The 23895-nt window shown below is 72.2% G+C and carries 19 protein-coding genes, 1 tRNA gene and 1 pseudogene; 18 read left to right on the forward strand and 3 right to left on the reverse strand.

The genetic code is table 11. The annotated features are described in order from the left end of the window. Positions 1-58 precede the first annotated feature (58 nt). Positions 59-340 carry an HU family DNA-binding protein gene (locus tag OG207_RS26555; protein ID WP_007264399.1) on the forward strand — a complete coding sequence of 94 codons (282 nt, stop codon included), beginning with the start codon at positions 59-61 and terminating at the stop codon, positions 338-340. Positions 341-763: 423 nt separating this feature from the next. Here the strand turns inward: OG207_RS26555 and murA are convergent, their stop codons facing one another. Continuing rightward, positions 764-2107 carry a UDP-N-acetylglucosamine 1-carboxyvinyltransferase gene (murA, locus tag OG207_RS26560; protein WP_053172528.1) on the reverse strand — a complete coding sequence of 448 codons (1344 nt, stop codon included), beginning with the start codon at positions 2105-2107 and terminating at the stop codon, positions 764-766. Positions 2108-2370: 263 nt separating this feature from the next. Here murA and OG207_RS26565 point away from each other — a divergent pair, with 263 nt between their 5' ends. From OG207_RS26565 to OG207_RS26620, 12 genes are all read left to right on the forward strand, one after another. Further along, complete coding sequence (locus OG207_RS26565) at positions 2371-2931, forward strand: YqgE/AlgH family protein (RefSeq protein ID WP_329101510.1); 561 nt, start codon at positions 2371-2373, stop codon at positions 2929-2931. Between the two features lie 29 nt (positions 2932-2960). Continuing rightward, a complete protein-coding gene (locus OG207_RS26570) occupies positions 2961-3245 on the forward strand; it encodes a DUF3039 domain-containing protein (RefSeq protein WP_030010729.1) in 285 nt (94 codons plus the stop codon). A 200-nt stretch (positions 3246-3445) separates the two neighbouring features. Next, positions 3446-5083, forward strand: a complete 1638-nt coding sequence (locus OG207_RS26575) for a beta-N-acetylhexosaminidase (RefSeq protein WP_329101512.1) — start codon at positions 3446-3448, stop codon at positions 5081-5083. A 319-nt stretch (positions 5084-5402) separates the two neighbouring features. Beyond that, complete coding sequence (locus OG207_RS26580) at positions 5403-6287, forward strand: FAD binding domain-containing protein (RefSeq protein ID WP_266602663.1); 885 nt, start codon at positions 5403-5405, stop codon at positions 6285-6287. Then, complete coding sequence (locus OG207_RS26585) at positions 6284-8323, forward strand: 2Fe-2S iron-sulfur cluster-binding protein (protein ID WP_329101513.1); 2040 nt, start codon at positions 6284-6286, stop codon at positions 8321-8323. The genes OG207_RS26580 and OG207_RS26585 overlap by 4 nt, the downstream gene beginning before the upstream one ends. Positions 8324-8376: 53 nt before the next feature. Continuing rightward, positions 8377-10665 (forward strand): xanthine dehydrogenase family protein molybdopterin-binding subunit, encoded by a 2289-nt coding sequence (locus tag OG207_RS26590; protein WP_329107900.1) that lies wholly within the window; start codon positions 8377-8379, stop codon positions 10663-10665. A gap of 168 nt (positions 10666-10833) precedes the next feature. Continuing rightward, on the forward strand, positions 10834-11385 hold the full coding sequence (locus OG207_RS26595) for a hypothetical protein (RefSeq protein WP_329101515.1): 552 nt from the start codon (positions 10834-10836) through the stop codon (positions 11383-11385). Next, on the forward strand, positions 11385-12830 hold the full coding sequence (locus OG207_RS26600) for a WXG100 family type VII secretion target (RefSeq protein ID WP_329101517.1): 1446 nt from the start codon (positions 11385-11387) through the stop codon (positions 12828-12830). Before OG207_RS26595 ends, OG207_RS26600 begins: the two co-directional genes overlap by 1 nt. Positions 12831-12851: 21 nt before the next feature. Next, the gene (mycP, locus tag OG207_RS26605) at positions 12852-14027 is read left to right on the forward strand and encodes a type VII secretion-associated serine protease mycosin (protein WP_329101519.1); all 1176 of its coding nucleotides are present in this window, start codon (positions 12852-12854) and stop codon (positions 14025-14027) included. A 45-nt stretch (positions 14028-14072) separates the two neighbouring features. Beyond that, entirely contained in the window at positions 14073-14495 is a 423-nt protein-coding gene (locus OG207_RS26610) for a hypothetical protein (RefSeq protein ID WP_329101521.1), read from the forward strand. Positions 14496-14503: 8 nt separating this feature from the next. Further along, positions 14504-16786: a hypothetical protein gene (locus tag OG207_RS26615; protein WP_329101523.1), complete on the forward strand. Its 2283-nt coding sequence runs from the start codon at positions 14504-14506 to the stop codon at positions 16784-16786. Next, positions 16786-17328, forward strand: a complete 543-nt coding sequence (locus tag OG207_RS26620; protein WP_329101525.1) for a hypothetical protein — start codon at positions 16786-16788, stop codon at positions 17326-17328. The genes OG207_RS26615 and OG207_RS26620 overlap by 1 nt, the downstream gene beginning before the upstream one ends. Positions 17329-17439: 111 nt before the next feature. Here the strand turns inward: OG207_RS26620 and OG207_RS26625 are convergent, their stop codons facing one another. Both OG207_RS26625 and OG207_RS26630 read right to left on the reverse strand, forming a co-directional pair. Continuing rightward, a complete protein-coding gene (locus tag OG207_RS26625) occupies positions 17440-17877 on the reverse strand; it encodes a hypothetical protein (RefSeq protein ID WP_329101527.1) in 438 nt (145 codons plus the stop codon). A gap of 446 nt (positions 17878-18323) precedes the next feature. Continuing rightward, a tRNA-Cys gene (locus OG207_RS26630) sits at positions 18324-18395 on the reverse strand. Positions 18396-18575: 180 nt separating this feature from the next. Between OG207_RS26630 and OG207_RS26635 the strand changes: the two are divergent. The 5 genes and pseudogenes from OG207_RS26635 (at position 18576) to OG207_RS26655 (ending at position 23793) form a co-directional block, all read left to right on the forward strand. Next, a pseudogene (locus tag OG207_RS26635) lies at positions 18576-20038 on the forward strand (MFS transporter). 79 nt (positions 20039-20117) lie between these two features. After that, complete coding sequence (locus OG207_RS26640; protein ID WP_329101529.1) at positions 20118-20318, forward strand: hypothetical protein; 201 nt, start codon at positions 20118-20120, stop codon at positions 20316-20318. Beyond that, positions 20315-20728 (forward strand): type II toxin-antitoxin system death-on-curing family toxin, encoded by a 414-nt coding sequence (locus OG207_RS26645; RefSeq protein WP_329101531.1) that lies wholly within the window; start codon positions 20315-20317, stop codon positions 20726-20728. The genes OG207_RS26640 and OG207_RS26645 overlap by 4 nt, the downstream gene beginning before the upstream one ends. Positions 20729-20864: 136 nt before the next feature. Next, positions 20865-22649, forward strand: a complete 1785-nt coding sequence (locus tag OG207_RS26650; RefSeq protein WP_329101533.1) for a DEAD/DEAH box helicase — start codon at positions 20865-20867, stop codon at positions 22647-22649. A gap of 502 nt (positions 22650-23151) precedes the next feature. Beyond that, positions 23152-23793, forward strand: a complete 642-nt coding sequence (locus OG207_RS26655) for an IclR family transcriptional regulator (protein ID WP_189747270.1) — start codon at positions 23152-23154, stop codon at positions 23791-23793. Positions 23794-23895 lie beyond the last annotated feature (102 nt).

Consider the following 23895-nt stretch of genomic DNA (forward strand, 5'->3'; position numbering starts at 1 on the left):
CTGGCAGCATCGGCTTCGATCTCACGCCTCTAAGGCAAGTTGAACACGGGAGTACAACATGAACCGCAGTGAGCTGGTGGCCGCTCTGTCCGAGCGCGCCGAGGTGACCCGCAAGGACGCCGACGCCGTTCTGGCCGCGCTCGCCGAGACCGTCGGCGAGATTGTCGCCAAGGGCGACGAGAAGGTCACCATCCCCGGCTTCCTGACCTTCGAGCGCACCCACCGTGCCGCTCGCACCGCGCGCAACCCGCAGACCGGCGACCCCATCCAGATCCCGGCCGGCTACAGCGTGAAGGTCTCCGCGGGCTCCAAGCTCAAGGAAGCCGCCAAGGGCAAGTAAGTCCTGCCCCGGCGCCGAAGGCCGCACAGGTCTTTGGAACGGCAGTAGTACGCAGAACGACGATGGGCGGTCACCCCCGGGCGGGGTGGCCGCCCTTCGGTCTGTCCGGGGTCGGACGCGGGCCGGACGCTGGCCGGTGGGCCCGGAGGGGCCGGAGGGGCCGGAGGGGCCGGAGGGGCCGGGGGGCGCCCCCGGGCCGCCCGGCGGGCCTGGTAGGCCCTGTGAGGGCCCGTCAGGGGCCGGGCAGGGCCCAGGTATGCCACCGGCACGTCCCGCGGGCCCGCCGTGCGGCTCGGTACGGGGCTCCGCGGGCCGTGGCCGGGCCGAAGCCGGGCCAAGCCATGGCCGGGCCGGGCCGACGTACGGAAGAGCCCCCCGGGCCCTGTGGGGCCCGGGGGGCTCTTCCGTACGTCCGGGAACGACTCAGACGAGGTCGCCGCCCGGGAGCTCGACCTTCGCACCGAGTTCCACGAGCTTCTCCATGAAGTTCTCGTAGCCGCGGTTGATCAGGTCGATGCCGTGGACCCGCGAGGTGCCCTCGGCGGCCAGGGCCGCGATCAGGTACGAGAACCCGCCGCGCAGGTCGGGGATGACCAGGTCGGCGCCCTGCAGCTTGGTGGGGCCGGAGACGACCGCCGAGTGCAGGAAGTTGCGCTGGCCGAAGCGGCAGGCGCTGCCGCCCAGGCACTCGCGGTACAGCTGGATGTGAGCACCCATCTGGTTGAGCGCCGAGGTGAAGCCGAGCCGGGACTCGTAGACCGTCTCGTGGACGATCGACAGGCCGGAGGCCTGCGTCAGGGCCACGACGAGCGGCTGCTGCCAGTCGGTCTGGAAGCCGGGGTGGACGTCCGTCTCCAGCGCGATGGCGTTGAGCGGGCCGCCCGGGTGCCAGAACCGGATGCCGTCGTCGTCGATCTCGAACGCCCCGCCGACACGTCGGAAGGTGTTCAGGAAGGTCATCATCGAACGCTGCTGGGCGCCGCGCACGTAGATGTTGCCGCCGGTGGCGAGCGCTGCGGAAGCCCAGGAGGCGGCTTCCAGACGGTCCGGGAGGGCCTTGTGGTTGTAGCCGCCGAGGCGGTCGACGCCCGTGATCCGGATGGTCCGGTCGGTGTCGACGGAGATGATCGCGCCCATCTTCTGCAGGACGCAGATGAGGTCCTCGATCTCCGGCTCCACCGCGGCGTTGCTGAGCTCGGTGACGCCTTCGGCCAGAACGGCCGTCAGCAGCACCTGCTCGGTCGAGCCGACCGACGGGTACGGGAGGCGGATCTTGCAGCCGCGCAGGCGCTGGGGGGCTTCCAGGTACTGGCCGCCCTCGCGCTTCTCGATGGTCGCGCCGAACTGGCGGAGCACGTCGAAGTGGAAGTCGATCGGTCGGCCGCCGATGTCGCAGCCGCCCAGACCCGGGATGAAGGCGTGGCCGAGCCGGTGCAGCAGCGGGCCGCAGAACAGGATCGGGATGCGCGAGGAGCCCGCGTGGGCGTCGATGTCGGCGACGTTCGCGCTCTCGACGTGGGTGGGGTCGAGGACGAGTTCGCCCGGCTCCTCGCCGGGACGGACCGTCACCCCGTGCAGCTGGAGCAGCCCGCGGACGACGCGCACGTCACGGATGTCGGGAACGTTGCGCAGCCGGCTGGGTTCGCTGCCGAGCAGAGCGGCGACCATGGCCTTGGGCACGAGGTTCTTCGCACCACGGACACGGATCTCGCCCTCGAGCGGGGTACCGCCGTGGACAAGCAGTACATCGTCACTGATGCCGGTCATGAATCTCGCGTTCCGGAGAGGGGTGGGCAGGGGGCCAGGGAAAAGGGTAAGGGCCATCACCCCCTTGTTCGTAAGGCCGACGTGGCCGTAGGACTGTCATGAATTCGGTACAACACCCTCCGTATCCACCACATGGCGGAGTGTTGCATTCCGTCTACGCCGTCCGTGCGCGCTCCTCCCTGCTGCCGTGCGCCCTGAGCTGCGATCGATCCGATCTTCCCGCCCGCTCCCCGGAATCGCCCGATGTGCGGGATCATGGCGGCATGACCGAGGTGTCCTCCCTCACAGGGCGGCTGCTCGTGGCCACCCCCGCCCTCGCGGACCCGAATTTCGACCGCGCGGTCGTGCTGCTGCTCGACCACGACGAGCAGGGCTCCCTCGGCGTGGTCCTGAACAGGCCGACCCCTGTGGGCGTCGGCGACGTCCTGCTGCCCTGGGCGCCCCTCGCGGGTGACCCCGGTGTGGTCTTCCAGGGCGGGCCGGTGGCCATGGACTCCGCCCTGGGCGTGGCGGTGATCCCGGGCGAGGAGGGGCCGCTCGGCTGGCGCCGCGTGTACGGGGCGATCGGACTGGTCGACCTGGAGACGCCGCCGGAGCTGCTGGCCGCGGCCCTGGGGGCCTTGCGGATCTTCGCGGGCTACTCCGGTTGGGGCCCGGGGCAGCTGGAGGCGGAGCTGAGCGAGGGCGCCTGGTACGTGGTCGAATCGGAGCCCGGGGACGTGTCCTTCCCGGATCCGGAGCGGCTGTGGCGGGCGGTGCTGCGCCGCCAGCGCAGCGAGCTCGCGATGGTCGCCACCTATCCGGACGACCCGTCGCTGAACTGACGGGCGCGGGGTTAAGTACCCTGGGTTCCATGAGCACTCTTGAGCCCGAGCGCGGGACTGGCACGGGGACCCTCGTAGAGCCGACGCCGCAGGTGTCGCACGGTGACGGCGACCACGAGCGCTTCGCCCACTACGTCCAGAAGGACAAGATCATGGCGAGCGCGCTCGACGGGACCCCCGTCGTCGCGCTCTGCGGCAAGGTCTGGGTACCGGGCCGGGACCCGAAGAAGTACCCGGTCTGCCCCATGTGCAAGGAGATCTACGAGTCCATGGGCCCCGGCGGGGACAAGGACAAGGGCGGCAAGGACAAGTAGTCCTCCCTCCCCGCCCCACTTCCGTGGGGCTTCGCGGGACTTCACGGGATTTCGCAGGACCGAGACCCCCGGTGCGCGTCAGCGCGTCCGGGGGTCTTTGCCGTGTCCGCGCGGAGCGTTAGGGTCGGCGCGACGAGCGCCCTGCGGAACGAGCGTTGCGCAGGACGCAACACGCGCACGCAGTCGTGAAGGGCTGACGCATGGACCTGATCCCCGCACCCCAGGTCGTCCTGCTCGACGACGGCGGGCGCCGCTTCGCGTTCGGGCCCGAGCCGGCCTTGGAGGCCGGGCCGGGAGCCGCGGCGGTCGCGCGCTGGCTGCGGCGCGAACTGGGCGCGGCCACCGGCTGGGAGCTGCCCGCCGCCGGGACCGGCGAGACCGCCGAACTGCGGCTGCGCGTCGACCCGGACGGCGCCGCGGACCCGCGGCCGGAGGCGTACCGCATCGAGATCGGCCCGGACGGGGCGGAGCTGACGGGGGCGACGGCCGCCGGCCTCTTCTGGGCCGCCCAGACGCTGCGTCAGCTGCTGGGGCCCGACGCGTACCGCAAGGCGCCGCTGCCCGGCCGGGCGTGGAGCTTGCCGTACGCCTCCGTCGCGGACGGCCCGCGGTTCGGCTGGCGCGGAATGATGTTGGACGTGGCCCGGCACTTCATGCCCAAGGACGGCGTGCTGCGCTACATCGACCTGCTCGCCGCACACAAGCTCAACGTGCTGCACCTGCACCTGACCGACGACCAGGGCTGGCGGATCGAGATCGAGCGCTACCCGCGGCTGACCGAGGTCGGCGGGTGGCGCCCGCGCAGCCGGTGGGGCCACCGGGCCTCGCCGCTGTGGAACGAGACCCCGCACGGCGGGTACTACACGCAGGACGACATCCGCGAGATCGTCGCGTACGCCGCCGAGCGGCACGTCCGGGTGGTCCCGGAGATCGACGTACCGGGGCATTCCCAGGCCGCGATCGCCGCGTACCCCGAGCTCGGCAACACCGACGTGGTCGACACCGCGGCGCTCGGGGTGTGGGACGACTGGGGGATCACCGAGAACGTGCTCGCGCCGACCGAGGCCGTGCTGCGCTTCTACGAGGGGGTCTTCGAGGAGCTGCTGGAGCTGTTCCCGGTCGAGGTCTCACCCTTCGTGCACGTGGGCGGGGACGAGTGCCCCAAGACGCAGTGGAAGGCCTCCGCGGTCGCCCAGGAACGGATCCGCGAACTGGGCGTGGACGGGGAGGACGGGCTGCAGGCGTGGTTCGTCCGCCACTTCGACGGCTGGCTCGCCGCGCGCGGGCGGCGGCTGATCGGCTGGGACGAGATCCTGGAGGGCGGGCTCGCCGAGGGGGCCGCGGTGTCCTCGTGGCGCGGCTACGCGGGCGGGATCGCCGCCGCCGAGGCCGGGCACGACGTGGTCATGTGCCCCGAGCAGCAGGTGTACCTGGACCACCGGCAGGCGGGCGGTGCGGACGAACCGGTGCCCATCGGGTACGTGCGCTCGCTCGAGGACGTATACCGCTTCGAGCCGGTGCCGCCGAAGCTGTCGCCGGAGGCCGCCGCCCACGTGCTGGGCGCGCAGGCCAATGTGTGGACCGAGGTGATGGAGAACCGGGACCGGGTCGACTACCAGGTGTTTCCGCGGCTGGCGGCCTTCGCCGAGGTGGTGTGGTCGCGGCAGCCGGAGCCCGAGGAGCGCGACTTCGCGTGGTTCGAGGGGCGGATGTCCGCGCACTATGCGCGGTTGGCCGCGCAGGGGGTCGATTACCGGCCGCCGGGCGGCCCGTTGCCGCGGCAGCGGCGGCCCGGGGTGCTGGGGCGTCCGATCGAGGGCGCGCCCCCGAACGTGTGACAACTGGGTGACGTTGGCGACCCGAACCGAAAGGGAACGGCAGCGGAACTCTGCCTCAATTTCCTCTCATGCGGGGAAAATCGGGCAATTGGGGAGGAGGGTCGTCGAAGGCGGCGCGACAGGGCCCCACGGCCCGTACGGGGCACCGCGCCCGGGGTCGGACGCAGGGGGCGGACCCTCGCGCCGGGCGGCCCGGAAGATGTGCCAGAGTTGCCACGTCCCGGCGGTGAGCACGTACCGTACGGCGGAACAGGCGTGAGCGCCGGAGCCGGGACATCGGGAAGGGGCAGCTGGGTTGACCACGCACGCACCGCACGCACTGGACTCACCTCAGGGGCCGCAGGGCCCGCAGGCGGCGCAGTCCGTGACGCTGCCGGCCTCGCTCGACGAGGCCGTGGCGGCGCTCGCAGCCATGCCCGCCGCCGTGCCGGTCGCGGGCGGCACCGACCTGATGGCCGCGGTCAACGCCGGGCTGCTGCGGCCCGCCGCACTGGTGGGCCTGGGACGGATCAACGAGATCCGCGGCTGGCAGTACCAGGACGGCCACGCGCTGCTCGGCGCGGGCCTCACGCACGCCCGGATGGGACGGCCGGATTTCGCCGCTCTGATCCCCGCGCTGGCGGCCGCGGCCCGGGCCGCGGGCCCCCCGCAGATCCGCAACGCGGGCACCCTCGGCGGCAACATCGCCACCGCCGCGCCCACGGGCGACGCGCTGCCCGTGCTGGCCGCGCTGGAGGCCGTGCTCGTCATCGTCGGCCCGGTCGGGCAGCGGGAGATCCCGGTGTCGCACCTGCTGGCCGGGCGGGAGATGCTGCGGCCCGGTGAGCTGATCGGCTTCGTGCGGGTGCCGCTGCTGCACGCACCGCAGGTGTTCCTGAAGGCCACGGGGCGTACCGGGCCGGGTCGTGCCGTGGCGTCCGTGGGGCTCGTCCTGGATCCCGCGCGCCGGGGCGTGCGCTGCGCCATCGGTGCGGTCGCTCCGATGCCGCTGCGGCCGCTGGAGGCCGAGCAGTGGGTGGCCTCGCTGATCGACTGGGACGGCGGGCGGACCTTGGCCCCCGAGGCGCTGGAGGCCTTCGGCGAGTACGTCGCGGCGGCCTGCGTGCCCGACCAGGGCGAGCCGGTGGCTCCCGGAGTACTGCATCTGCGGCGGACGGTGGCCGTGCTGGCGCGCAGGGCCCTGGGGAGGGCACTGACCTCATGAGCGAGAACGAGAACGAGAACGTGACCCAGGGGAACGGCACGGCGGGCTGGGGCTGGGAACCGGTCCCGCAGGGCGGCGAGTACGACTCGGACGCCACGGCCTTCGTGAAGCTGCCGCAGGACATGCTGGACGCGCTCGGCACCGGGGAGCCGCTCGCGGCGCCCGGACACGGCTACGTGCCGCCGCCGATGATCGTGCCGCTCGGCCCGGCGAGCACGGATCCGGCGGCCACGGGGACGTGGACGCTTCCGGTGCAGTGGCCGGACGCGGGCGGCACGGCGCAGGCCGGTCCGACGGGCGGCGCCGGTGCCGCCGGTACGGGTCAGGGCCCGGGCTCCGGGTCGGTGGGCGGGCCGATTCCGGCATCGATCCCGATCCCGGCGTCGGTCGCGGCGACGTTCGCGGAGGCGGAACCGGAGCCGGAGCTGCCGGTGACCGATCCGAGCGCGACGGCCGAGTGGCGGTTCCCGGAAGCGGTGCACGAGCCCGAACAGGCCGGCGGTTCGGCGACCGGACAGTGGGCCGTCCCCGAGTACTCCGAATTCCCCGAGCAGTCGAACGACTACCGGTCGGGCGGGCTGGACGCCGACTGGAGCCAGGCACCGGCGACGCTGCCGGGCGGTGCCCCGGCGCCGTGGGCGTACCTGACGCAGCAGCCGACCGGGACCCCCGACGCGGACGCCGCTGCCGGTGTGCTGCCCGGCACGGACGAGGCCGCCGCCGCTTCGGCCGCCGCTGCCGTGACCGCGCAGGCCGCCGCGGGCCGCGGGCCGCGGGTGCTGGGCGGACCCGGGGTGGGCACCGCCCTGCCCGAGGGAGAGCCGGTGCACCAGGCCCCGCACGACATCGAGGCCGCGCACGGCCCGGCGGCGGAGCAGGCCGAGGGCGCCAGGGCCGCGGACCACGCGGGACAGGGCGAGTACGACGGACAGGGCGAGTACGCGGGGCACGCGGTCCAGGAGGAGTACGCCGGGCCGGGCGAATACACCGGGTACGCGGAGCAGGCCGGGTACGCCGAGCCGGCCGCCACCTCCGCCGCCGACCAGCCGCCGACGGCCGACGCCGGCCTGGACCTCTTCGGCGGGGTGCGCGCCCAGGCGCCGGCCGCCGGGTCCGCACAGCCCGCCGGCACCGACGGCCACGGCTTCACGGCGTTCGGCCACGCGCCGGAGCCCGGCCCCCGGGCCGCGCACGAAGCTGGGTACGAGGCCGCGCACGGGGCGGAGCACGAGGCCGCGCACGAAGCTGCGTACGAGGCGGAGCCGATCGCCGCGGAATCCGACCCCGGGAACGGGGATGGGCCGGCCGCGCAGAAGCCCCCGACCGACCCCGTGCCGCACGCGGACACCGCCGACAACGAGGGCGCACTCCCGGACGGGGGAACCGGCGAAGGTCTCCCGACCGAGGTGGCGACGTACGAGGAAGAAGCGGACGCCGGGGCCGTCGCCCATCACGAGCACCCGTCGGCCTCCTACGTCCTGCGCGTCAACGGCGCCGACCGGCCCGTCACCGGCGCCTGGATCGGCGAGTCCCTCCTGTACGTGCTGCGCGAGCGCCTCGGCCTCGCGGGCGCCAAGGACGGCTGCTCGCAGGGCGAATGCGGCGCCTGCGCCGTGCAGGTCGACGGCCGGCTCGTCGCCTCCTGCCTGGTACCGGCCGCCACGGCCGCCGGCAGCGAGGTCCGCACCGTCGAGGGCCTCGCGACGAACGGGGAACTCTCGGACGTCCAGCAAGCGTTGTGCAAGTCGGGTGCGGTGCAGTGCGGGTTCTGCGTACCCGGCATGGTCATGACCATCCACGACCTGCTGGAGGGCAATCACGCCCCCAGCGAGCTGGAGACCCGTCAGGCCCTGTGCGGCAACCTCTGCCGCTGCTCCGGCTACGCGGGGGTCGTCGACGCCGTGCGCGAGGTAGTGGCCGAGCGCGAGGCGGCGGCCGCGGAGCCCGCGGCCCCGGGCGCAGGTGCACCGGAGACGCGCATCCCGCACCAGGCAGCGCCCGGCGAGGGCGGCATCCACCACGGAGGCACGGCGTGAGCGGGCAGGACGCGGCGACGGCGACGACAACGGTCAACACCACCGTGACGGCCATGGCCGCCCCGGGCACCGAGGCCTCGGAACAGCAGGTCCCGCGCGGAATCGGGGCCTCCGTCCTGGCCACGGACACCCGCGCCAAGACCGAGGGCACCTTCCCGTACGCCGCCGACCTGTGGGCCGAGGGCCTCCTGTGGGCCGCCGTGCTGCGCTCGCCGCACGCCCACGCCCGGATCCTCTCCATCGACACCACGGCCGCCGCCGAGATGCCCGGCGTCCGCGCCGTCGTCACCCACGCCGACGTGCCCGGCACCACCACGCACGGCCGGCGGATCGCCGACCGGCCGGTGTTCGCGCACGACGTCGTACGCCACCACGGCGAGCCCATCGCCGCCGTCGCCGCCGACCACCCCGACACCGCACGGCTCGCCGCCGCCGCGATCGCGGTCGAGTACGAGCTCCTCGACCCGGTCACCGACCCCGAGCAGTCCTTCGGCGCCCCCGCCCTGCACCCCGACGGCAACCTGATCCGGCACATCCCGCTCCGCTACGGCGACCCGGAGGCCACCGGCGACGTGGTCGTCGAGGGCCTGTACCGGATCGGCCGCCAGGACCCCGCCCCCATCGGCGCCGAGGCCGGTCTGGCCGTGCCGCGCCCCGACGGCGGCGTGGAGCTCTACACCGCGTCCACCGACCCGCACATCGACCGCGACCTGGCCGCCGCCTGCTTCGGACTGGATCCGGAGCGCGTGCGCGTGGTCGTCACCGGCGTGCCGGGCGCGACGGCCGACCGCGAGGACGCCGCCTTCCAGCTCCCGCTCGGTCTGCTGGCCCTGCGCACGGGCTGCCCGGTCAAACTGGTCGCCACCCGCGAGGAGTCCTTCCTCGGCCACACCCACCGGCACCCGACCCTGCTGCGCTACCGCCACCACGCGGACGCGGAGGGCCGCCTCGTCAAGGTCGAGGCGCAGATCCTGATGGACGGCGGCGCGTACGCCGACTCCTCCTCCGAGTCCCTGGCGGCGGCGGTCGCCTTCGCCTGCGGCCCGTACGTCGTCCCGCACGCCTTCGTCGAGGGCTGGGTGGTACGCACCAACAACCCGCCGTCGGGCCACGTCCGCGGCGAGGGCGCCATGCAGGTGTGCGCCGCGTACGAGGGCCAGATGGACAAGCTCGCGGCCGCCCTCGGCATCGACGGGGCCGAGCTGCGCATGCGCAACGTCCTGGCGACGGGAGACCTGCTCCCCACCGGCCAGACGGTGACCTGCCCGGCCCCGGTGGCGGAACTGCTGCGCGCGGTCCGCGACTTCGAACTGCCCGCCCTGCCCAAGGACGCCCCGGAGGACGAGTGGCTGCTGCCGGGCGGCCCGGAGGGCGCGGGCGAGCCGGGCGCGGTACGGCGCGGGGTGGGCTACGGCGTCGGCATGGTGCACATGCTCGGGGCGGAGGGCACGGACGAGGTCTCCACGGCCACGGTGAAGGTGGTGGGCGGCGCGGCCACGGTCATCTGCGCGGCCGTCGACACCGGCCAGGGCTTCGCCACCCTGGCCCGGCAGATCGTCCAGGAGGTGCTGGGCGTCGACGAGGTCGCCGTGGCCCCGGTGGACACCGACCAGCCGTCGGCCGGCCCGGCGGCGCACGGACGCCACACGTGGGTGTCGGGCGGTGCGGTGGAGCGGGCGGCGAAGATGGTCCGCACCCAGCTCCTGCAGCCGATGGCCCACAAGCTGGGCATGTCGACGGAGCTCCTGCAGATCCAGGACGGCCGCATCACGTCGTACGACGGCGCGTTCTCGATGTCGGTGGCGGAGGCAATGGCCGGCAAGGAACTCTGGGCGACGGCCCAGTGCCGCCCCCACCCCACGGAACCCCTGGACGCGGACGGCCAGGGCGACGCCTTCGTCGGCCTCGCTTTCTGCGCGGTCCGCGCGGTGGTGGACGTGGACATCGAACTGGGCTCGGTCCGGGTCGTGGAACTCGCGGTGGCCCAGGACGTGGGCCGCATCCTGAACCCCCGTCAGCTGGAGGCCCGTATCGAGGCGGGCGTCACCCAGGGCGTGGGCGCGGCCCTGACGGAGAACCTCCGCACGGTTTCCGGCCTGATCCGCCACCCGGACCTGACGGGGTACGCCCTGCCGACGGCGCTGGACGCCCCGGCGGTCCGCATCGTCAAGCTGGTCGAAGAGCGCGACGTGGTGGCCCCGTTCGGCGCGAAGGCGGCGAGCGCGGTCCCCGTGGTGACGACCCCGGCGGCGGTGGCCTCGGCGGTCCGCGCGGCCACCGGCCGCCCGGTGAACCGCCTCCCGATCAGGCCCTCCGCGGCGGTGGGCGCGCCCAACTCATGACCGTGTGAACCCCATTGCACGTGCAACCCCGGACTTGGGCCTGTCGGTACCGGTCGCTAGAGTGATCGGTACCGGTGTACGCGTACGCGCGGACACGGGTGCGAACGGGGACGGGGAGCGGCGGAGACGCCGCGACCACGGGGATGACGGGGAGTCGGGGAGGCCAACGTGGCAGACGACAACGGGGCGAGCCAGGTGACGGCGGCCCTCGCGCTGGGGATCGCGGGTCCCATCGGCGCGATCGCGGGTGCGGCCTACAGTGCGGCCAGTGCGGCACTGCGGGTCGAGTTCGACTCGCTGGCCGAGTACAAGCGCATGGTGGACGGCCTGTTGGACGAACTCACCGGCTCGGACGCGGACCACAAGAAACTGGCGGACGACAAACTGCCGTCCAGCAAGCTCGGTAAGGGCTTCGCGGAGGTCGACGCGCTGTTCAAGTCGTACGACACGGTGGTCACGGAACTGCAGAAGCTCTCGAAGGGGCTGGCGGGGACGATCGAGGCCCTGGGCATCGCGGTCCTGTCGGCGGGCAAGGGCTACGGCGACGTCGACGAGGAGACCAAGCGGCGCATGCTCGCCATCGCCAAGGAGGCGAAGGCGGAGTACGTGGAGGAACGTGACCCGTGGCCGGAGGAAAAGCGCCGCCTGGAAGCGTCCAACCAGCCGACGACGCCCACGACTCCGACTCCGTCGCCCAGCACATCGGGAGTTACCTACTGATGGCAACGTCATTCGAAGGCTTCACGCACCAGCAGATGCGGGACATGGTCGCTGCGCTGGACCCGGCCTCGGTCCAGGCGCGGGCCGACCAACTGGCTTCCGCCGCGAAGAAGATCGAGACGATCGGCGAGGCGCTCAAGCAGCATGTCGTGACCGGCTGGGAGGGCGAAGGCGCCGCCACCTTCCAGGAGTGGGTGGGCCGCGCGGGCAACGCGACGCTGCGCCTGGGTGAGTACAGCGCCAAGGGCGGGGAGTGGATGGGCAAGGTCGTCCAAACGATGACCGAGGCCACGAAGATGGTCGCGGTCGACTCGACCGCGACCAAGAACCTCGCCGCGGCCATCGAGCACCACAACGACCCGGACGCGGCGCAGGTCCGCAAGGATGCGCAGGCGACGCTGGACGCGGACCACCGCGAGGCGGTGCGGCTGATGACGAACCTGGCGCAGTCGTACCAACTGTCGTCAGACGAGATGAACAAGGCAGAGATCCCGACGTTCCCGCCGCCGCCGGAGAAGTTCATGCCGACGGATCTCGGTGGTTCCGCCGACCTGGAACGGTCTGGTGGAGGCTCCGGAGCAGTGGGATCCGCCGGTTCGTCGTACCCGATGACAGGTCCTGGGGGCAGCGCGTCCTTGAACGAGCCGGGCTCTGTTCAAGGACGTCCGTCGCAGCCGGACAACACGCTACCGACGACGACTGCTCCCGCGCCGGTAACCCCCGACCGTGACGTGGAGGTCGACCTCGACACCGTCGGCACGCTACCTCCGAGCCAGACGCTGCCTCCGGTGACGACGACGCCTGGTGGCCCGCTGCCCACGGGCCCCGGCGTACCTCCCACCGGCCCGTTCGTGCCGCCTATGGCAATCCCGCCGATCGGTGGGGGGAAGATGCCGGCTCTCCCCGGCATTTTCGGCCCTGGCGTCCCCGCCCCGGGCACGACCGGTCCCCTCGGGAAGGTCGGTGGCATCCAAGGCCTGCCCCCGCGTGACAGCGGCATCATGGGCGGCCGCCCGGTGACCTCCACCGGCCCCGGCGCGGGGATCCCGCGAGGTACGGTCATCGGCGAAGGCGCCCAGGCGGCCCGTCCCATGGGTGGCGGAGGCATGGGCCACGGCGGCGGTGGTGCCCACGGCAGCAGCCAGGGCAGCTTCGCTGGCGGACGCCGACTGGCCTCGGAGCCGGGAGGCGTCGTCGGAGGACGTCAGACCGGTGCGGTCGGTCGGCCGGTCGTGGGCGGTCAGCCGTTCACCCAGGGCGGTTCGGGCCTCGTGCGCAATGGTGTCGGTGGCGCGGGTATGGGTCCCATGGGCCACGCGGGCGCCGGCACGCAGACTCCGGGTAGGCAACGGAACGACCAGGGGGGCGAACGCCCCGACTACCTGGCCGAAGATGAAGAGACTTGGCAGGGGAGCCGTCGCGTTGTCCCGCCTGTGATCGACTGAGCAGAACGGACGTTGCACGGGATGCGCATGCGCAAGGCGACCTCGGCCCTGGTGGGCCTCCTGCTGGCCGGGGTCGCCGCGACCCCGGCCCACGCGGCGACTATTCGATCGCAGCAATGGCATCTCGACGTCATGAAGGTCGACGACATTTGGAAGGTCAGCACCGGTAAGGGCGTCACTGTTGCTGTCATCGATGGCGGGGTCAAGGACGTTCCTGAGCTGGAGGGCCAGGTCGTCCCTGGAAAGAATTTTGCAACGTCTCTCCCAGGCGACGAGCGCACTTCCGCCGGCTCACACGGCACCGCTATGGCTGCGATCATCGCCGGCACTGGGAAGCACCCGACGGGTGACGGCGCTTATGGCCTCGCACCGGCTGCCAAGATTCTGCCCATCCGAGTCTCTGATATTGAAGGGTTGACAACCCCACCCTGGGTTGAGGCCATCAGATATGCAGCAGACTCGGATGCAAAGATCATCAATATCTCCCTCGGGATCGCCAGCAAGCCGGAGGATGATCTAGCGAGGGCCGAAGCGGTGAAGTATGCCCTCTCGAAGGGGAAACTGGTCTTCGCTGCCGTCGGGAATTCCGGGGACGCAGACAACGAGGTCAAGTACCCGGGTGCGACCCCTGGCGTGGTCGGCGTAGGAGCAGTAGATGCCAAGGGGAAGGCGACTGCGGAGTCGCAGCACGGGCCTCAGGTGGACATGGTCGCACCCGGCGTAGACATTGTCTCGGCGTGCGGCGGCAAGACGGGGGTTTGCAAGCAGCACGGCACAAGTGACGCGACAGCCCTCGCCTCCGCCTCCGCCGCCCTCATCTGGTCCGCCCATCCCGAGTGGACCAACAACCAGGTGCTGCGGGTCCTGCTGAACACCGCCGGCAAGCCCACCGACGGCGTCGAGCGCAACGACTACGTCGGCTACGGCGTGGTCCGCCCCCGGGTCGCGCTGCAGACGCCCGGTGACCCCGGTCCGGCCGATGTCTACCCGTTGCCCGATCTCGCGGCGGCGGATGCAGCCAAGAAGCCCTCGGCGTCCGCCGACGCCAAGGCCCCCGACGCCGCCGCGTCCAAGCCCGCCGCTCAGGCCGAGGAGAAGAAGACCGGTAGCGCGCTTCCCTGGATCGGACTCGGTCTGGCAGCCTGCGTGCTGATCGGTGGAGCCGTGACCGTGGTCGTCGTACGACGCAACCGCTGACCCGGTGTCGATCTGACCTGCACCCTGCCTTCGGGAGTTCTCGCGATGTCGTTCGACGAGGAATGGTCGGCGGCTCGCGCCACGGCCACCGCCAGTGTCACCGTGCGCCTCAACCAGGCGCCCGCCGACCCCGGCGGTGGTGGTGGCGGTGACCTGGAGCTCAATCAGGACCACATCGGTGCGATCGGCTCCGAGGCGTACAAGCTGCACACGCGCCTGCAGGCCGACGGCAAGCACGCCGCCACCGCCACCGCCGAGGCGGCCGGGGCCCTCACCAAGGAGGCCTTCGCGAGCGGGGCGGCGCTGCTCAAGGCCAACAGCGCCTGGGAGAGCCAGGTGAAGACCCTCGTGGCCGCCTGCGCCAACATCTCCAACGGGCTGAACTACTCGCTCGCTTCCCACGCCAAGGACGAGCAGCAGCTCCAGGCGGACTTCTCCGCGTCCGCGATAGACGAGTACCTGAAGTAGGCGCCCGGATGCTGACGTACGAGAACGTGATGAACGCGCCCCTGAGCCAGCTCCAGACGGCCGTCACCGACTGGACGGCGATGGCCGGCAAGCTGGACGAGATGGCCGAGGCCGCTCGCAACGGCATGAAGGCGAAGTCCGACAAGGCGGAGTGGAGCGGGGTCACCGCAGGAGTGGCGCGCGGGTTCGTCGACAAGACGGCCAAGGAGTTCGAGGACGCGGCCAAGGCCGCCCAGGGCATGTACCAGGTCCTCGCCGACGCGCACGCGACGTTCAAGGCCGCCCAGGACGAGCTGAAGAAGCTTGCCGCGGAGGCCCCGGCGGCCGGCTTCAAGATCGATGCCGACGGGCGGGTCACCGCCGTCCCGCTGCCCACCGAGGGGGAGCGGAACGCGGCCCGGCACGACCCCGACTACCAGGCGACCCTGAACACGGCCCGCAACGCGTGGCAGGCCCGGATCAACCGGGCGGTCGAGGACGCCCAGAACGCCGACGACTCCCTGGTCCGGGTCCTCCAGGCGAACGTCGCCGACGACCACGACTTCAGCGGAGCCAGGTTCACCACCCTCGACGCCGAGCAGGCGGCCCGCGCCGCCGACCTGATGAAGAAGGTCACCGGAGACGGCGGCACGGCGCGCAACGTCGAGGCGCTGCGCGAGCTGGAGGAACTCCTCGACGACAACCGTACGGACCCCGAGTTCGCCACGGGCTTCTACCGGACGATCGGCGCCGAGGGCACGTTGGAGATGTACTCCAAGATGTCCCTCGACGCGACGGGCCTGGGGCAGCCGGGCAAGGACCGCGCGCTGATGGTCGCGAACATCCAGAGCGACATGGGCGCGATGCTCGGGCTCGCGACGCACAAGGACGTCCCCAACCACCTCGATGCGGCCTGGACGACCCAGCTGATGAAGGCGGGCCGCAAGGAGATGGCCGTCTACGGCGGCGTGCAGCAGATCTACGGCTACCAGGCCCTCGGGGCCCTGCTGCGCGAGGGGAAGTACGACACGGAGTTCCTCACCTCGGTCGGCCGCGACATGGTCGCCATGGACCGCAAGGACCCGAGGGCCTGGGAGTTCCACACCCCGTACGGGATGGACTCGGTCCTCAGCCAGGGCCGGGACGGCCGCGGCTTCTACCCGCTGACCGGCCTGATGGAGGCGCTGGGCAACAACCCGGACGCGGCGACGGCGTTCTTCAACGAGCCGGTCCGCGAGGACACCAACAAGGACGGCATCGTCACGAAGGACGACAAGCCGGTCGGCGGCCAACACGGCAAGGCCCAGGGCATGGTCGACTACATGCTCGACCAGAAGCCGTACGCGGACAGCTTCGACATGACCCGGGCCAGCGACCTGCACCCGGCCCAGCAGGCGCTCGGTGACGCCCTGATGGCGGCGGTCTCGCACCGCGGCCCCGGCGACGAGGACTCCCCGCCGGTCCCGCACACCAAGGAGATGGCGGCCGTCATGGAACGGGTCGTCGAGAAGATCGGCGACAAGCCCGAGCTGATCGACGCGCCCCCGGGGGAACCGGACGGGCCGCTGAACGGCCTGTCCGGGCACTTCGGCCAGATGGCGGCCGAGTACATGCCGGACATCCAGGCGGCGGCGGAGAACGGCAGCCGGATGATCAAGGCCAACGGCGAGATGGCGGAGTTCAACAAGGCCGACATGGCGGCGTTCATCGGGGCGGTGGGACAGGACCCGGACGCGTACGGCGCCATCACCAACGCGCAGCGGGCGTTCACGACGACGCTCGTCAACGATGTCATCGCGCACCGCGGCGAGTACGAGGAGATCGACGCGGCGATCACGGTCGCCGTGCATCCCGGTGGTCAGATCGCGGGCATCCTTTCCGAGGCCAGGGCCGAGGGAACGTTCGCGGAGAACGGCCACAAGGCCGAGGAATACGTCAAGGGCGTCGAGGACAACGCCAAATGGGTCAACCGGGCCATCAGCGCGGCGGGCGGAAAGTACCTGGAGATGGTGCCGCTCGCCGGAGACGTCGTGGAATGGCTCCAGGAGGACATCACGGAGGGCGTGGTCGAGCGGGCCACGAAGGACCAGGCGGAGAAGACCGGGGAGGCCGACCACAAGGCCGTGCTCGACTACACGCAAGCGCAGTTGGAGGCGGGCCGTTCGGCGGAGCAATCGGTCCGCAAGGCCGCGGAGGGGACGGGGATGAGCCAGCGGAGCATCGACGCCCTCGCCGGGCTGGCCTCGGCGGAGACGGCGAACGCCCACGCGGTTGGCCGCGGCCACGTCGTCACGTCGAACGGCGGCTCCTGATGCGCAGCGTCGTCGGCCCCCGCGTGCTCGCCGCGGTGCTGGTCGGGGCGGCAGCTCTGACCGGGTGCGGGGAGGAGAAGAAGTCCGCGGCCCCCCGGTTGCCGGAGCGCACCTGCTTCGGCGTCTACACCCGATCCGACCTGGAGCCCCTGATGGGCTACGGCGAGACGGTGGAGGTGTCAGGGCCGGCCGATGCCCGGCTGACCGCTTCGCGCCGGTCCGCCACCTGTGACGTCGCCGTCGACGGCAAGGGCCGGGTCCTCGTCACGGCCACGCGCCAGCCCCTCGGGCAGGCCTTCGTGTGGCCGCCCACCGACCCGCCCGGGCCGGAACCGCTGCCCCTCGGTGACAAGGGCATCGTGTGGGACACGGGTGCGCGCGTCGCCCTGACCTGCAAGGGGCCCAAGGATTCCTTCGAGCTCGAGCTGGGCCTCAGCGGATCCGTGGAGCACGTGGAGGCGGGCACCTCGCGGGCGCTGTTCACCGCGCTCATGACGAAGTTCCTGGAGCCGGCCAAGCAGCAGACCGAGTGCGGCGCATGAGGACGTGAGCGCCCGGCGACGGCGTGAGCGACACGTGATCGACGCCTGAGACGCACCGCCCCGTCAGACCGTTGGTCTGACGGGGCGGTGTGCAGGGTGTGGAGCGGTCGCCTACTTGATGTTCAGCGCGACCGTGTCGCCTTCGGTGAGGCTGTCCAGCGAGATGGTCCTCGTGAACGTTTGGGGCTGCTTCCCCGGCGCCTTGCAGGTGACTTCGGCCGTGAGGCTGAAGGGCGCGTCCAACGGGGTGTCGAGGCTGATGGGGCCGAACGTCGCCCTGCGGTTGACCGGGTTGTTGGTGGGACCCGACCCGTCGTCCTCATCGCTGTCCAGCGATACCCGGGTGGGAACGGAGTTGTTGGGGGCCGGGAACGCGTTCTTGCACGTCACCTTGCCGCTGAAGGAGACCGTTCCGACCGGGGGCGCCGCTGAGGCTTGACCGGCCGTCAGGAGGCTTCCTGCCAGCACCGCGGCGAAGATCGGGGCCATGGTCGCGCAAGTGCGGGACCTGCTGGAGATACGGGACATGCGGGACGTGCGCGTAGACATGGGACCACCTGCCCGTTTGGCGTACGAGTAGTTCTGTGGAGGCCGACCCTGACGCCGACACGACAGGCGTGGCGTTGGAGATCGCCAGGTTTCGAGGGGTCGTCCGTGAACCGGGCCGGGGTTCGTCTGCCGCGCTTTGACCAGCTGATTAGGCAGCCCCCAGCCCTTCACCCACCACATTCCTACAGGGCCTCCCGGCCCGCAACCGGAACGGTTCCCCCGCACCGCGCGGGTGCTCCCGGAGAATCCGAAGAGCCAATGACCTCGCGCCCCGCCGAACTGCTCGAGCGGCGGCTGCCGCGCCGGGGCACCGTACGTCGGCTACCGGTCGTGCGGGCGGGGTCGTTGCGGGCGCAGTGTCGGTACGAGCCCCGGTGGGGACGGCCCGGACCCGGAGAGGGCGAAGGCCGCCCAAGGGTGCGCCTGCCCCTGGACGGCCCGCCGCGAAGCCGTGACCGGATTCGAACCGGCGTAACCCGCTTTGCAGGCGAGTCCCTCAACCACTCGGGCACACGGCTGTGTGGTGGTGACGCGAGTGACGCTACGGGGGCTCGCGGGGCTCCGGAAGGGGTGCGCGGACCGTGCAATGCGACTGCCATGCCGCGTTCACAGTCCGGCGGTCCTAGGTCTCCGGGACGAGGAGGGGATCCGTCGAATTGACAGGAGCGATCCTGGGCTAGGCCCCTTACTCTGGGGCGATGAGCGTCCTTGAACCCCGTGTGCCGCAGAGAACCGCACCGATCCCGCCCCCGCCCCGGGGCGGGATCCTCGGGTCCGCGTACCGGACGCTCAGCATCGGGATCATCTCCGTCGTCTTCCTCATCGCCTTCGAGGCCACCGCCGTCGGCACGGCCATGCCCGTCGCCGCCCGCGAGCTGGAGGGGATCGGGCTCTACGCCTTCGCCTTCTCCGCCTACTTCACCACCAGCCTCTTCGGCATGGTCCTGGCCGGCCAGTGGGCCGACCGGCAGGGGCCGCTGAGCCGCTGACCGTCGGGATCGCAGCCTTCGCCTCCGGGCTCGTGATCTCCGGGACCGCCGGGGTCATGTGGGTGTTCGTGCTCGGCCGGGCCGTGCAGGGCTTCGGTGGCGGGCTGGTCATCGTCGCCCTGTACGTCGTCGTCAGCCGGGCCTACGAGGAGCGGCTGCGGCCCGCGATCATGGCCGCCTTCGCCGCGAGCTGGGTGGTTCCCTCGATCGTCGGACCGCTGGCCTCCGGGACGGTCACCGAGCACCTCGGGTGGCGGTGGGTCTTCCTCGGGATACCGGCCCTGGTAGTGGTCCCCCTGGTGGTGGCGCTCCCCGCGATACGGCGGACCGCGTCCGGGCCCGTCGACCCCGACGCCCCGCCCGCGGCGTTCGACCGGCGGCGGATCCGGTTGGCCCTCGGCATCTCGGCGGGGGCCGGGTTGCTCCAGTACGCCGCCCAGGACCTGCGGTGGCTGTCGCTGGCGCCGGGCATCGCCGGCGCGGCCCTGCTCGTGCCCGCCGTGCTGGGGCTGCTGCCGCGCGGGACCTACCGGGCGCGGCGCGGGCTGCCGTCCGTGGTGCTGCTGCGCGGGGTCGCCGTCGGGTCGTTCATCGCCGCCGAGAGCTTCGTGCCGTTGATGCTGGTCACCCAGCGGGGGCTGAGCCCGACGATGGCCGGGTTCTCGCTCGCGCTGGGCGGGGTGACCTGGGCGGGCGGCTCGTGGGTGCAGTCGCAGGGGCGGACGGCCCCCTACCGGCAGCGGCTGATGGTGATCGGCATGGTGTTGGTGGCCCTGGCCATCGCCGCGGCGCCCGCCGTGCTGATCGAGTCCGTGCCGGTGTGGACGCTGGCGCTGGCCTGGGCGGTCGGCTGCCTCGGCATGGGCCTGGTGATCGGCTCCACGAGCGTGCTGCTGCTCCAGCTGTCGGCGCCGGAGGAAGCAGGCTCCAACTCCGCCTCGCTGCAGATCTCGGACGCGCTGGCGAACGTGGTGCTGCTGGCCGGCGGGGGCGCAGCGTTCGCCGCGCTGGGCGGCGGCGCCGTCGGCGCCTCCCACACCCTGACGGAGGGCGCCCCGGCCTCGCACCCGGCCGCGTTCGCCGCGGTGTTCCTGCCGATGGCCTGCGTGGCGCTGGTGGGGGCCTGGGTGGCGACCCGGCTGCACCCGGCCGGGGCTCCCACCAAGGATTGACCGCCCGGACGACCCGGACCTGCCGGGCGCCGGCCAATCCGGGTGCGCCACGACCGGCGGCCGCACTACCCTTCCGCCCATGAACGAGCTGATCATCAGACTCTCCGACGCCGAGCGCGCGGAGTGCGCCGACCTCGCCGACGCGACGGGCACGTCGCCCGAGGAGCTCGTCCTGGAAGCCGTACGGGCGCTGCTGCGAGCAGAGCGCAACCGGGTCGGCGCCGAGGCGCTGCGCCTCGCGCAGCGGCACGCGCCCCTGCTGAAGCGGCTCGGCGAATGAGCGCGCCCACGGCTCCGGTGCGCCACCTCACGCTCGCCGAGGTCCTCGACCTGGCCCGGCACGCCTGCCTGGCCCAGGACCAGCCGGTCGAACTGCGCGCCCCCGGACTCCTGGAGTCGGCGGTGCACCGGCCGCGGGCCCGCATGTTCGGGACCCCCGCCTACGAGGACCCGTACGAGCAGGCCGCCGCGCTGCTCCACGGCATCGCGACCAACCACCCCCTGGTGGACGGGAACAAGCGCACCGCCTGGCTCGCCGCGGCGACCTTCCTCGCCGTGAACGGGGTCGATCCGGGTGGCGTGGACCAGGAGGTCGCCCACGCGCTGGTCATCGACGTGGCCGCCGGTCACGAGAGCGATGTCGCGCGGATCGCGGCCCGGCTGCGGGCACTGGTCGTCCCGCCGATGTGACGCTCGCCGCACCCGCCGAGGTCACGGGCCTGTCCCTCCGCGAGGGGCGGGCCCGGGCCGGTAGGGTGGCCCGGTTGTCCTACGTACGACTGCCTGCCACCCGTACCAGATACGCCGAGAGCACGAACCGGAGACCGTGACTACTACCGCCTCCCACCATCTCTCACCCGCCTTCCCCGGCCGTGCCCCCTGGGGTACCGCCAACAAGCTGCGTGCCTGGCAGCAGGGGGCGCTCGACCGCTACATCCAGAACCAGCCGCGGGACTTCCTCGCGGTCGCCACGCCCGGCGCCGGCAAGACCACCTTCGCGCTGACCCTCGCCTCCTGGCTGCTGCACCACCACGTCGTCCAGCAGGTGACCGTCGTCGCGCCGACCGAACACCTGAAGAAGCAGTGGGCGGAGGCGGCGGCCCGGATAGGCATCCGGCTCGACCCCGAGTACTCCGCCGGACCGCTCAGCAAGGACTACCACGGCGTCGCCGTCACCTACGCGGGTGTCGGCGTACGGCCGATGCTGCACCGCAACCGCTGTGAGCAGCGCAAGACCCTCGTCATCCTCGACGAGATCCACCACGCCGGTGACTCGAAGTCATGGGGCGAGGCCTGCCTGGAAGCCTTCGACCCGGCGACCCGGCGCCTGGCCCTGACCGGAACGCCCTTCCGGTCCGACACGAACCCGATCCCCTTCGTCACGTACGAGGAGGGGAACGACGGCATCCGACGCTCCTCCGCCGACTACACCTACGGCTACGGGAACGCGCTCGGCGACGGCGTCGTCCGGCCGGTCATCTTCCTCTCCTACAGCGGCAACATGCGCTGGCGGACCAAGGCCGGCGACGAGATCGCCGCCCGGCTCGGCGAGCCGATGACCAAGGACGCCATCTCCCAGGCCTGGCGCACGGCGCTGGACCCGCGCGGCGACTGGATGCCGAACGTGCTGCGCGCCGCCGACCAGCGGCTGACGGAGGTCAGGAAGGGCATCCCGGACGCCGGCGGCCTCGTCATCGCCTCCGACCAGGACTCGGCGCGCGCCTACGCCAAGCTGCTCCGCGAGATCACGGGCAGCAAGGCGACCGTGGTGCTCTCCGACGACACCGGCGCGTCGAAGCGGATCGACGAGTTCAGCGAGGACGGCAGCCGCTGGATGGTCGCGGTCCGGATGGTGTCCGAGGGCGTCGACGTGCCGCGCCTCGCGGTGGGCGTCTACGCCACCACGATCTCGACGCCGCTGTTCTTCGCGCAGGCCGTCGGCCGCTTCGTGCGTTCGCGCAGGCGCGGCGAGACCGCGTCCGTGTTCCTGCCGACCATTCCCTACCTCCTCGGCTTCGCCAACGAGATGGAGGTCGAGCGCGACCACGTCCTCGACAAGCCGAAGAAGCAGGGCGAGGAGGATCCGTACGCCGAGTCCGAGAAGGAGATGGACGAGGCGAACAAGCAGGAGGACGAGGACACCGGCGACGACGAGCAGATGTCCTTCGAGGCGCTGGAGTCCGACGCGGTCTTCGACCGGGTCCTCTACGACGGCGCCGAATTCGGCATGCAGGCCCACCCCGGCAGCGAGGAGGAGCAGGACTACCTCGGCATCCCCGGGCTGCTGGAGCCGGACCAGGTGCAGATGCTGCTGCAGAAGCGGCAGTCGCGGCAGATCGCGCACAGCCGGCGCAAGCCGGACGCGGACGCGGACCTGCTGGAGCTGCCGGCGGACCGGCGACCCGTGGTCTCGCACAAGGAGCTGCTGGAGCTGCGCAAGTCGCTGAACACGATGGTGGGCGCCTACGTCCACCAGAGCGGGAAGCCGCACGGGGTGATCCACACGGAGCTGCGCCGGGTGTGCGGCGGTCCGCCGAGCGCGGAGGCGACCGCGGGGCAGCTGCGCGAGCGGATCAAGAAGGTGCAGGAGTGGGCCACCCGTATGCGGTGAGCTCCTACGAAGTGGGGGACGGGGTCCGTGCGGAGGTTCGCACGGACCCCGTCCGCCGTTTCGTGCTCGGGCGGCGTCGGCGATCGGTGCCGGTTTTGCTTTTGCTCCCGCCGGGCTGAAGGAGTGCAGCCGGAGGTGTCGACACCGCAGGGGGTTCCGAGCGTGCGTGGGAGCATCCCCCGGAGCCGATCACAGTCGTTTTGAACATGCTCGGAGCAATGGGCCGGCAAAGGCGCCCTGTGGCAAACGAGGTCACGAATTGACACCGACGACGATCAGGAAACGGCACAAACAGGTAGCGCGCGCCCGGATTCTGGACGAGCCCTTCCGCTGAGCGGACCTGCTCGCTAATGTCCCCGCATCAAACGCACCGTGGCAGCGCCGCCGCGGGAGCGCAGCCGGTGCAATGGCCGCTACCGGCGGCCTCTCCGTGCGTCGCCGCGGGACCGGCGACGTGCCACCCCGAGAGTCACCGCCGCTCACCGAAAGAGGGAGAGGCGTCGTGACCGCGGAGACCTCCCAGACTCTCGACAGAGGGCTCAGAGTCCTCAAACTGCTCGCCGACACCGACCACGGTCTGACCGTCACCGAGCTCTCCAACCGCCTCGGTGTGAACCGCACCGTGGTCTACCGGCTCCTCGCCACCCTCGAACAGCACGCCCTGGTCCGCCGCGACCTCGGCGGCCGGGCCCGGGTCGGCCTCGGAGTGCTGCGGCTGGGCCGACAGGTCCATCCGCTCGTACGCGAGGCAGCCCTGCCCGCGCTGCGGTCCCTCGCCGAGGACATAGGTGCCACCGCGCACCTGACCCTCGTCGACGGCACCGAGGCGCTCGCCGTCGCCGTCGTGGAGCCGACCTGGACGGACTACCACGTGGCCTACCGGGCCGGCTTCCGCCACCCGCTGGACCGCGGGGCCGCCGGGCGGGCCATCCTGGCAGCCCGTCAGGGCTCCCTGATCGAGCCGGGGTACACGCTGACCCACGGGGAGCTGGAAGCGGGCGCCAGTGGCGCCGCCGCGCCGCTCGTGGGCATCACCGGGCTGGAAGGCAGCGTCGGCGTCGTCATGCTGTCGGACGCGGTGCCGGAGCGGGTCGGGCCGCGGGTGGTCGACGCGGCGCGCGAGGTCGCCGACGCCCTTCGCTAGCCGCGGGCTCGGCGGATCCCGGATCCCGGATGCCGGGTGCGGCGCCGTTGCCGGGGGCGCTGCCCCCGGACCCCCGCGCCTCAAGCGCCGGCGGGGCTGAAG

Origin of the sequence: Streptomyces sp. NBC_01439 (assembly GCF_036227605.1) — a bacterium.
In the GTDB taxonomy this organism is placed as follows: domain Bacteria; phylum Actinomycetota; class Actinomycetes; order Streptomycetales; family Streptomycetaceae; genus Streptomyces.

Excerpts from the sequence above, each read along its gene's own strand:
- OG207_RS26555 (WP_007264399.1), top strand. The coding sequence starts at position 59 with ATGAACCGCAGTGAGCTGGTGGCCGCTCTGTCCGAGCGCGCCGAGGTG.
- murA (WP_053172528.1), bottom strand. The coding sequence starts at position 2,107 with ATGACCGGCATCAGTGACGATGTACTGCTTGTCCACGGCGGTACCCCG.
- OG207_RS26565 (WP_329101510.1), top strand. The coding sequence starts at position 2,371 with ATGACCGAGGTGTCCTCCCTCACAGGGCGGCTGCTCGTGGCCACCCCC.
- OG207_RS26570 (WP_030010729.1), top strand. The coding sequence starts at position 2,961 with ATGAGCACTCTTGAGCCCGAGCGCGGGACTGGCACGGGGACCCTCGTA.
- OG207_RS26575 (WP_329101512.1), top strand. The coding sequence starts at position 3,446 with ATGGACCTGATCCCCGCACCCCAGGTCGTCCTGCTCGACGACGGCGGG.
- OG207_RS26585 (WP_329101513.1), top strand. The coding sequence starts at position 6,284 with ATGAGCGAGAACGAGAACGAGAACGTGACCCAGGGGAACGGCACGGCG.
- OG207_RS26590 (WP_329107900.1), top strand. The coding sequence starts at position 8,377 with ATGGCCGCCCCGGGCACCGAGGCCTCGGAACAGCAGGTCCCGCGCGGA.
- OG207_RS26600 (WP_329101517.1), top strand. The coding sequence starts at position 11,385 with ATGGCAACGTCATTCGAAGGCTTCACGCACCAGCAGATGCGGGACATG.
- mycP (WP_329101519.1), top strand. The coding sequence starts at position 12,852 with ATGCGCATGCGCAAGGCGACCTCGGCCCTGGTGGGCCTCCTGCTGGCC.
- OG207_RS26610 (WP_329101521.1), top strand. The coding sequence starts at position 14,073 with ATGTCGTTCGACGAGGAATGGTCGGCGGCTCGCGCCACGGCCACCGCC.
- OG207_RS26615 (WP_329101523.1), top strand. The coding sequence starts at position 14,504 with ATGCTGACGTACGAGAACGTGATGAACGCGCCCCTGAGCCAGCTCCAG.
- OG207_RS26620 (WP_329101525.1), top strand. The coding sequence starts at position 16,786 with ATGCGCAGCGTCGTCGGCCCCCGCGTGCTCGCCGCGGTGCTGGTCGGG.
- OG207_RS26625 (WP_329101527.1), bottom strand. The coding sequence starts at position 17,877 with ATGTCTACGCGCACGTCCCGCATGTCCCGTATCTCCAGCAGGTCCCGC.
- OG207_RS26640 (WP_329101529.1), top strand. The coding sequence starts at position 20,118 with ATGAACGAGCTGATCATCAGACTCTCCGACGCCGAGCGCGCGGAGTGC.
- OG207_RS26645 (WP_329101531.1), top strand. The coding sequence starts at position 20,315 with ATGAGCGCGCCCACGGCTCCGGTGCGCCACCTCACGCTCGCCGAGGTC.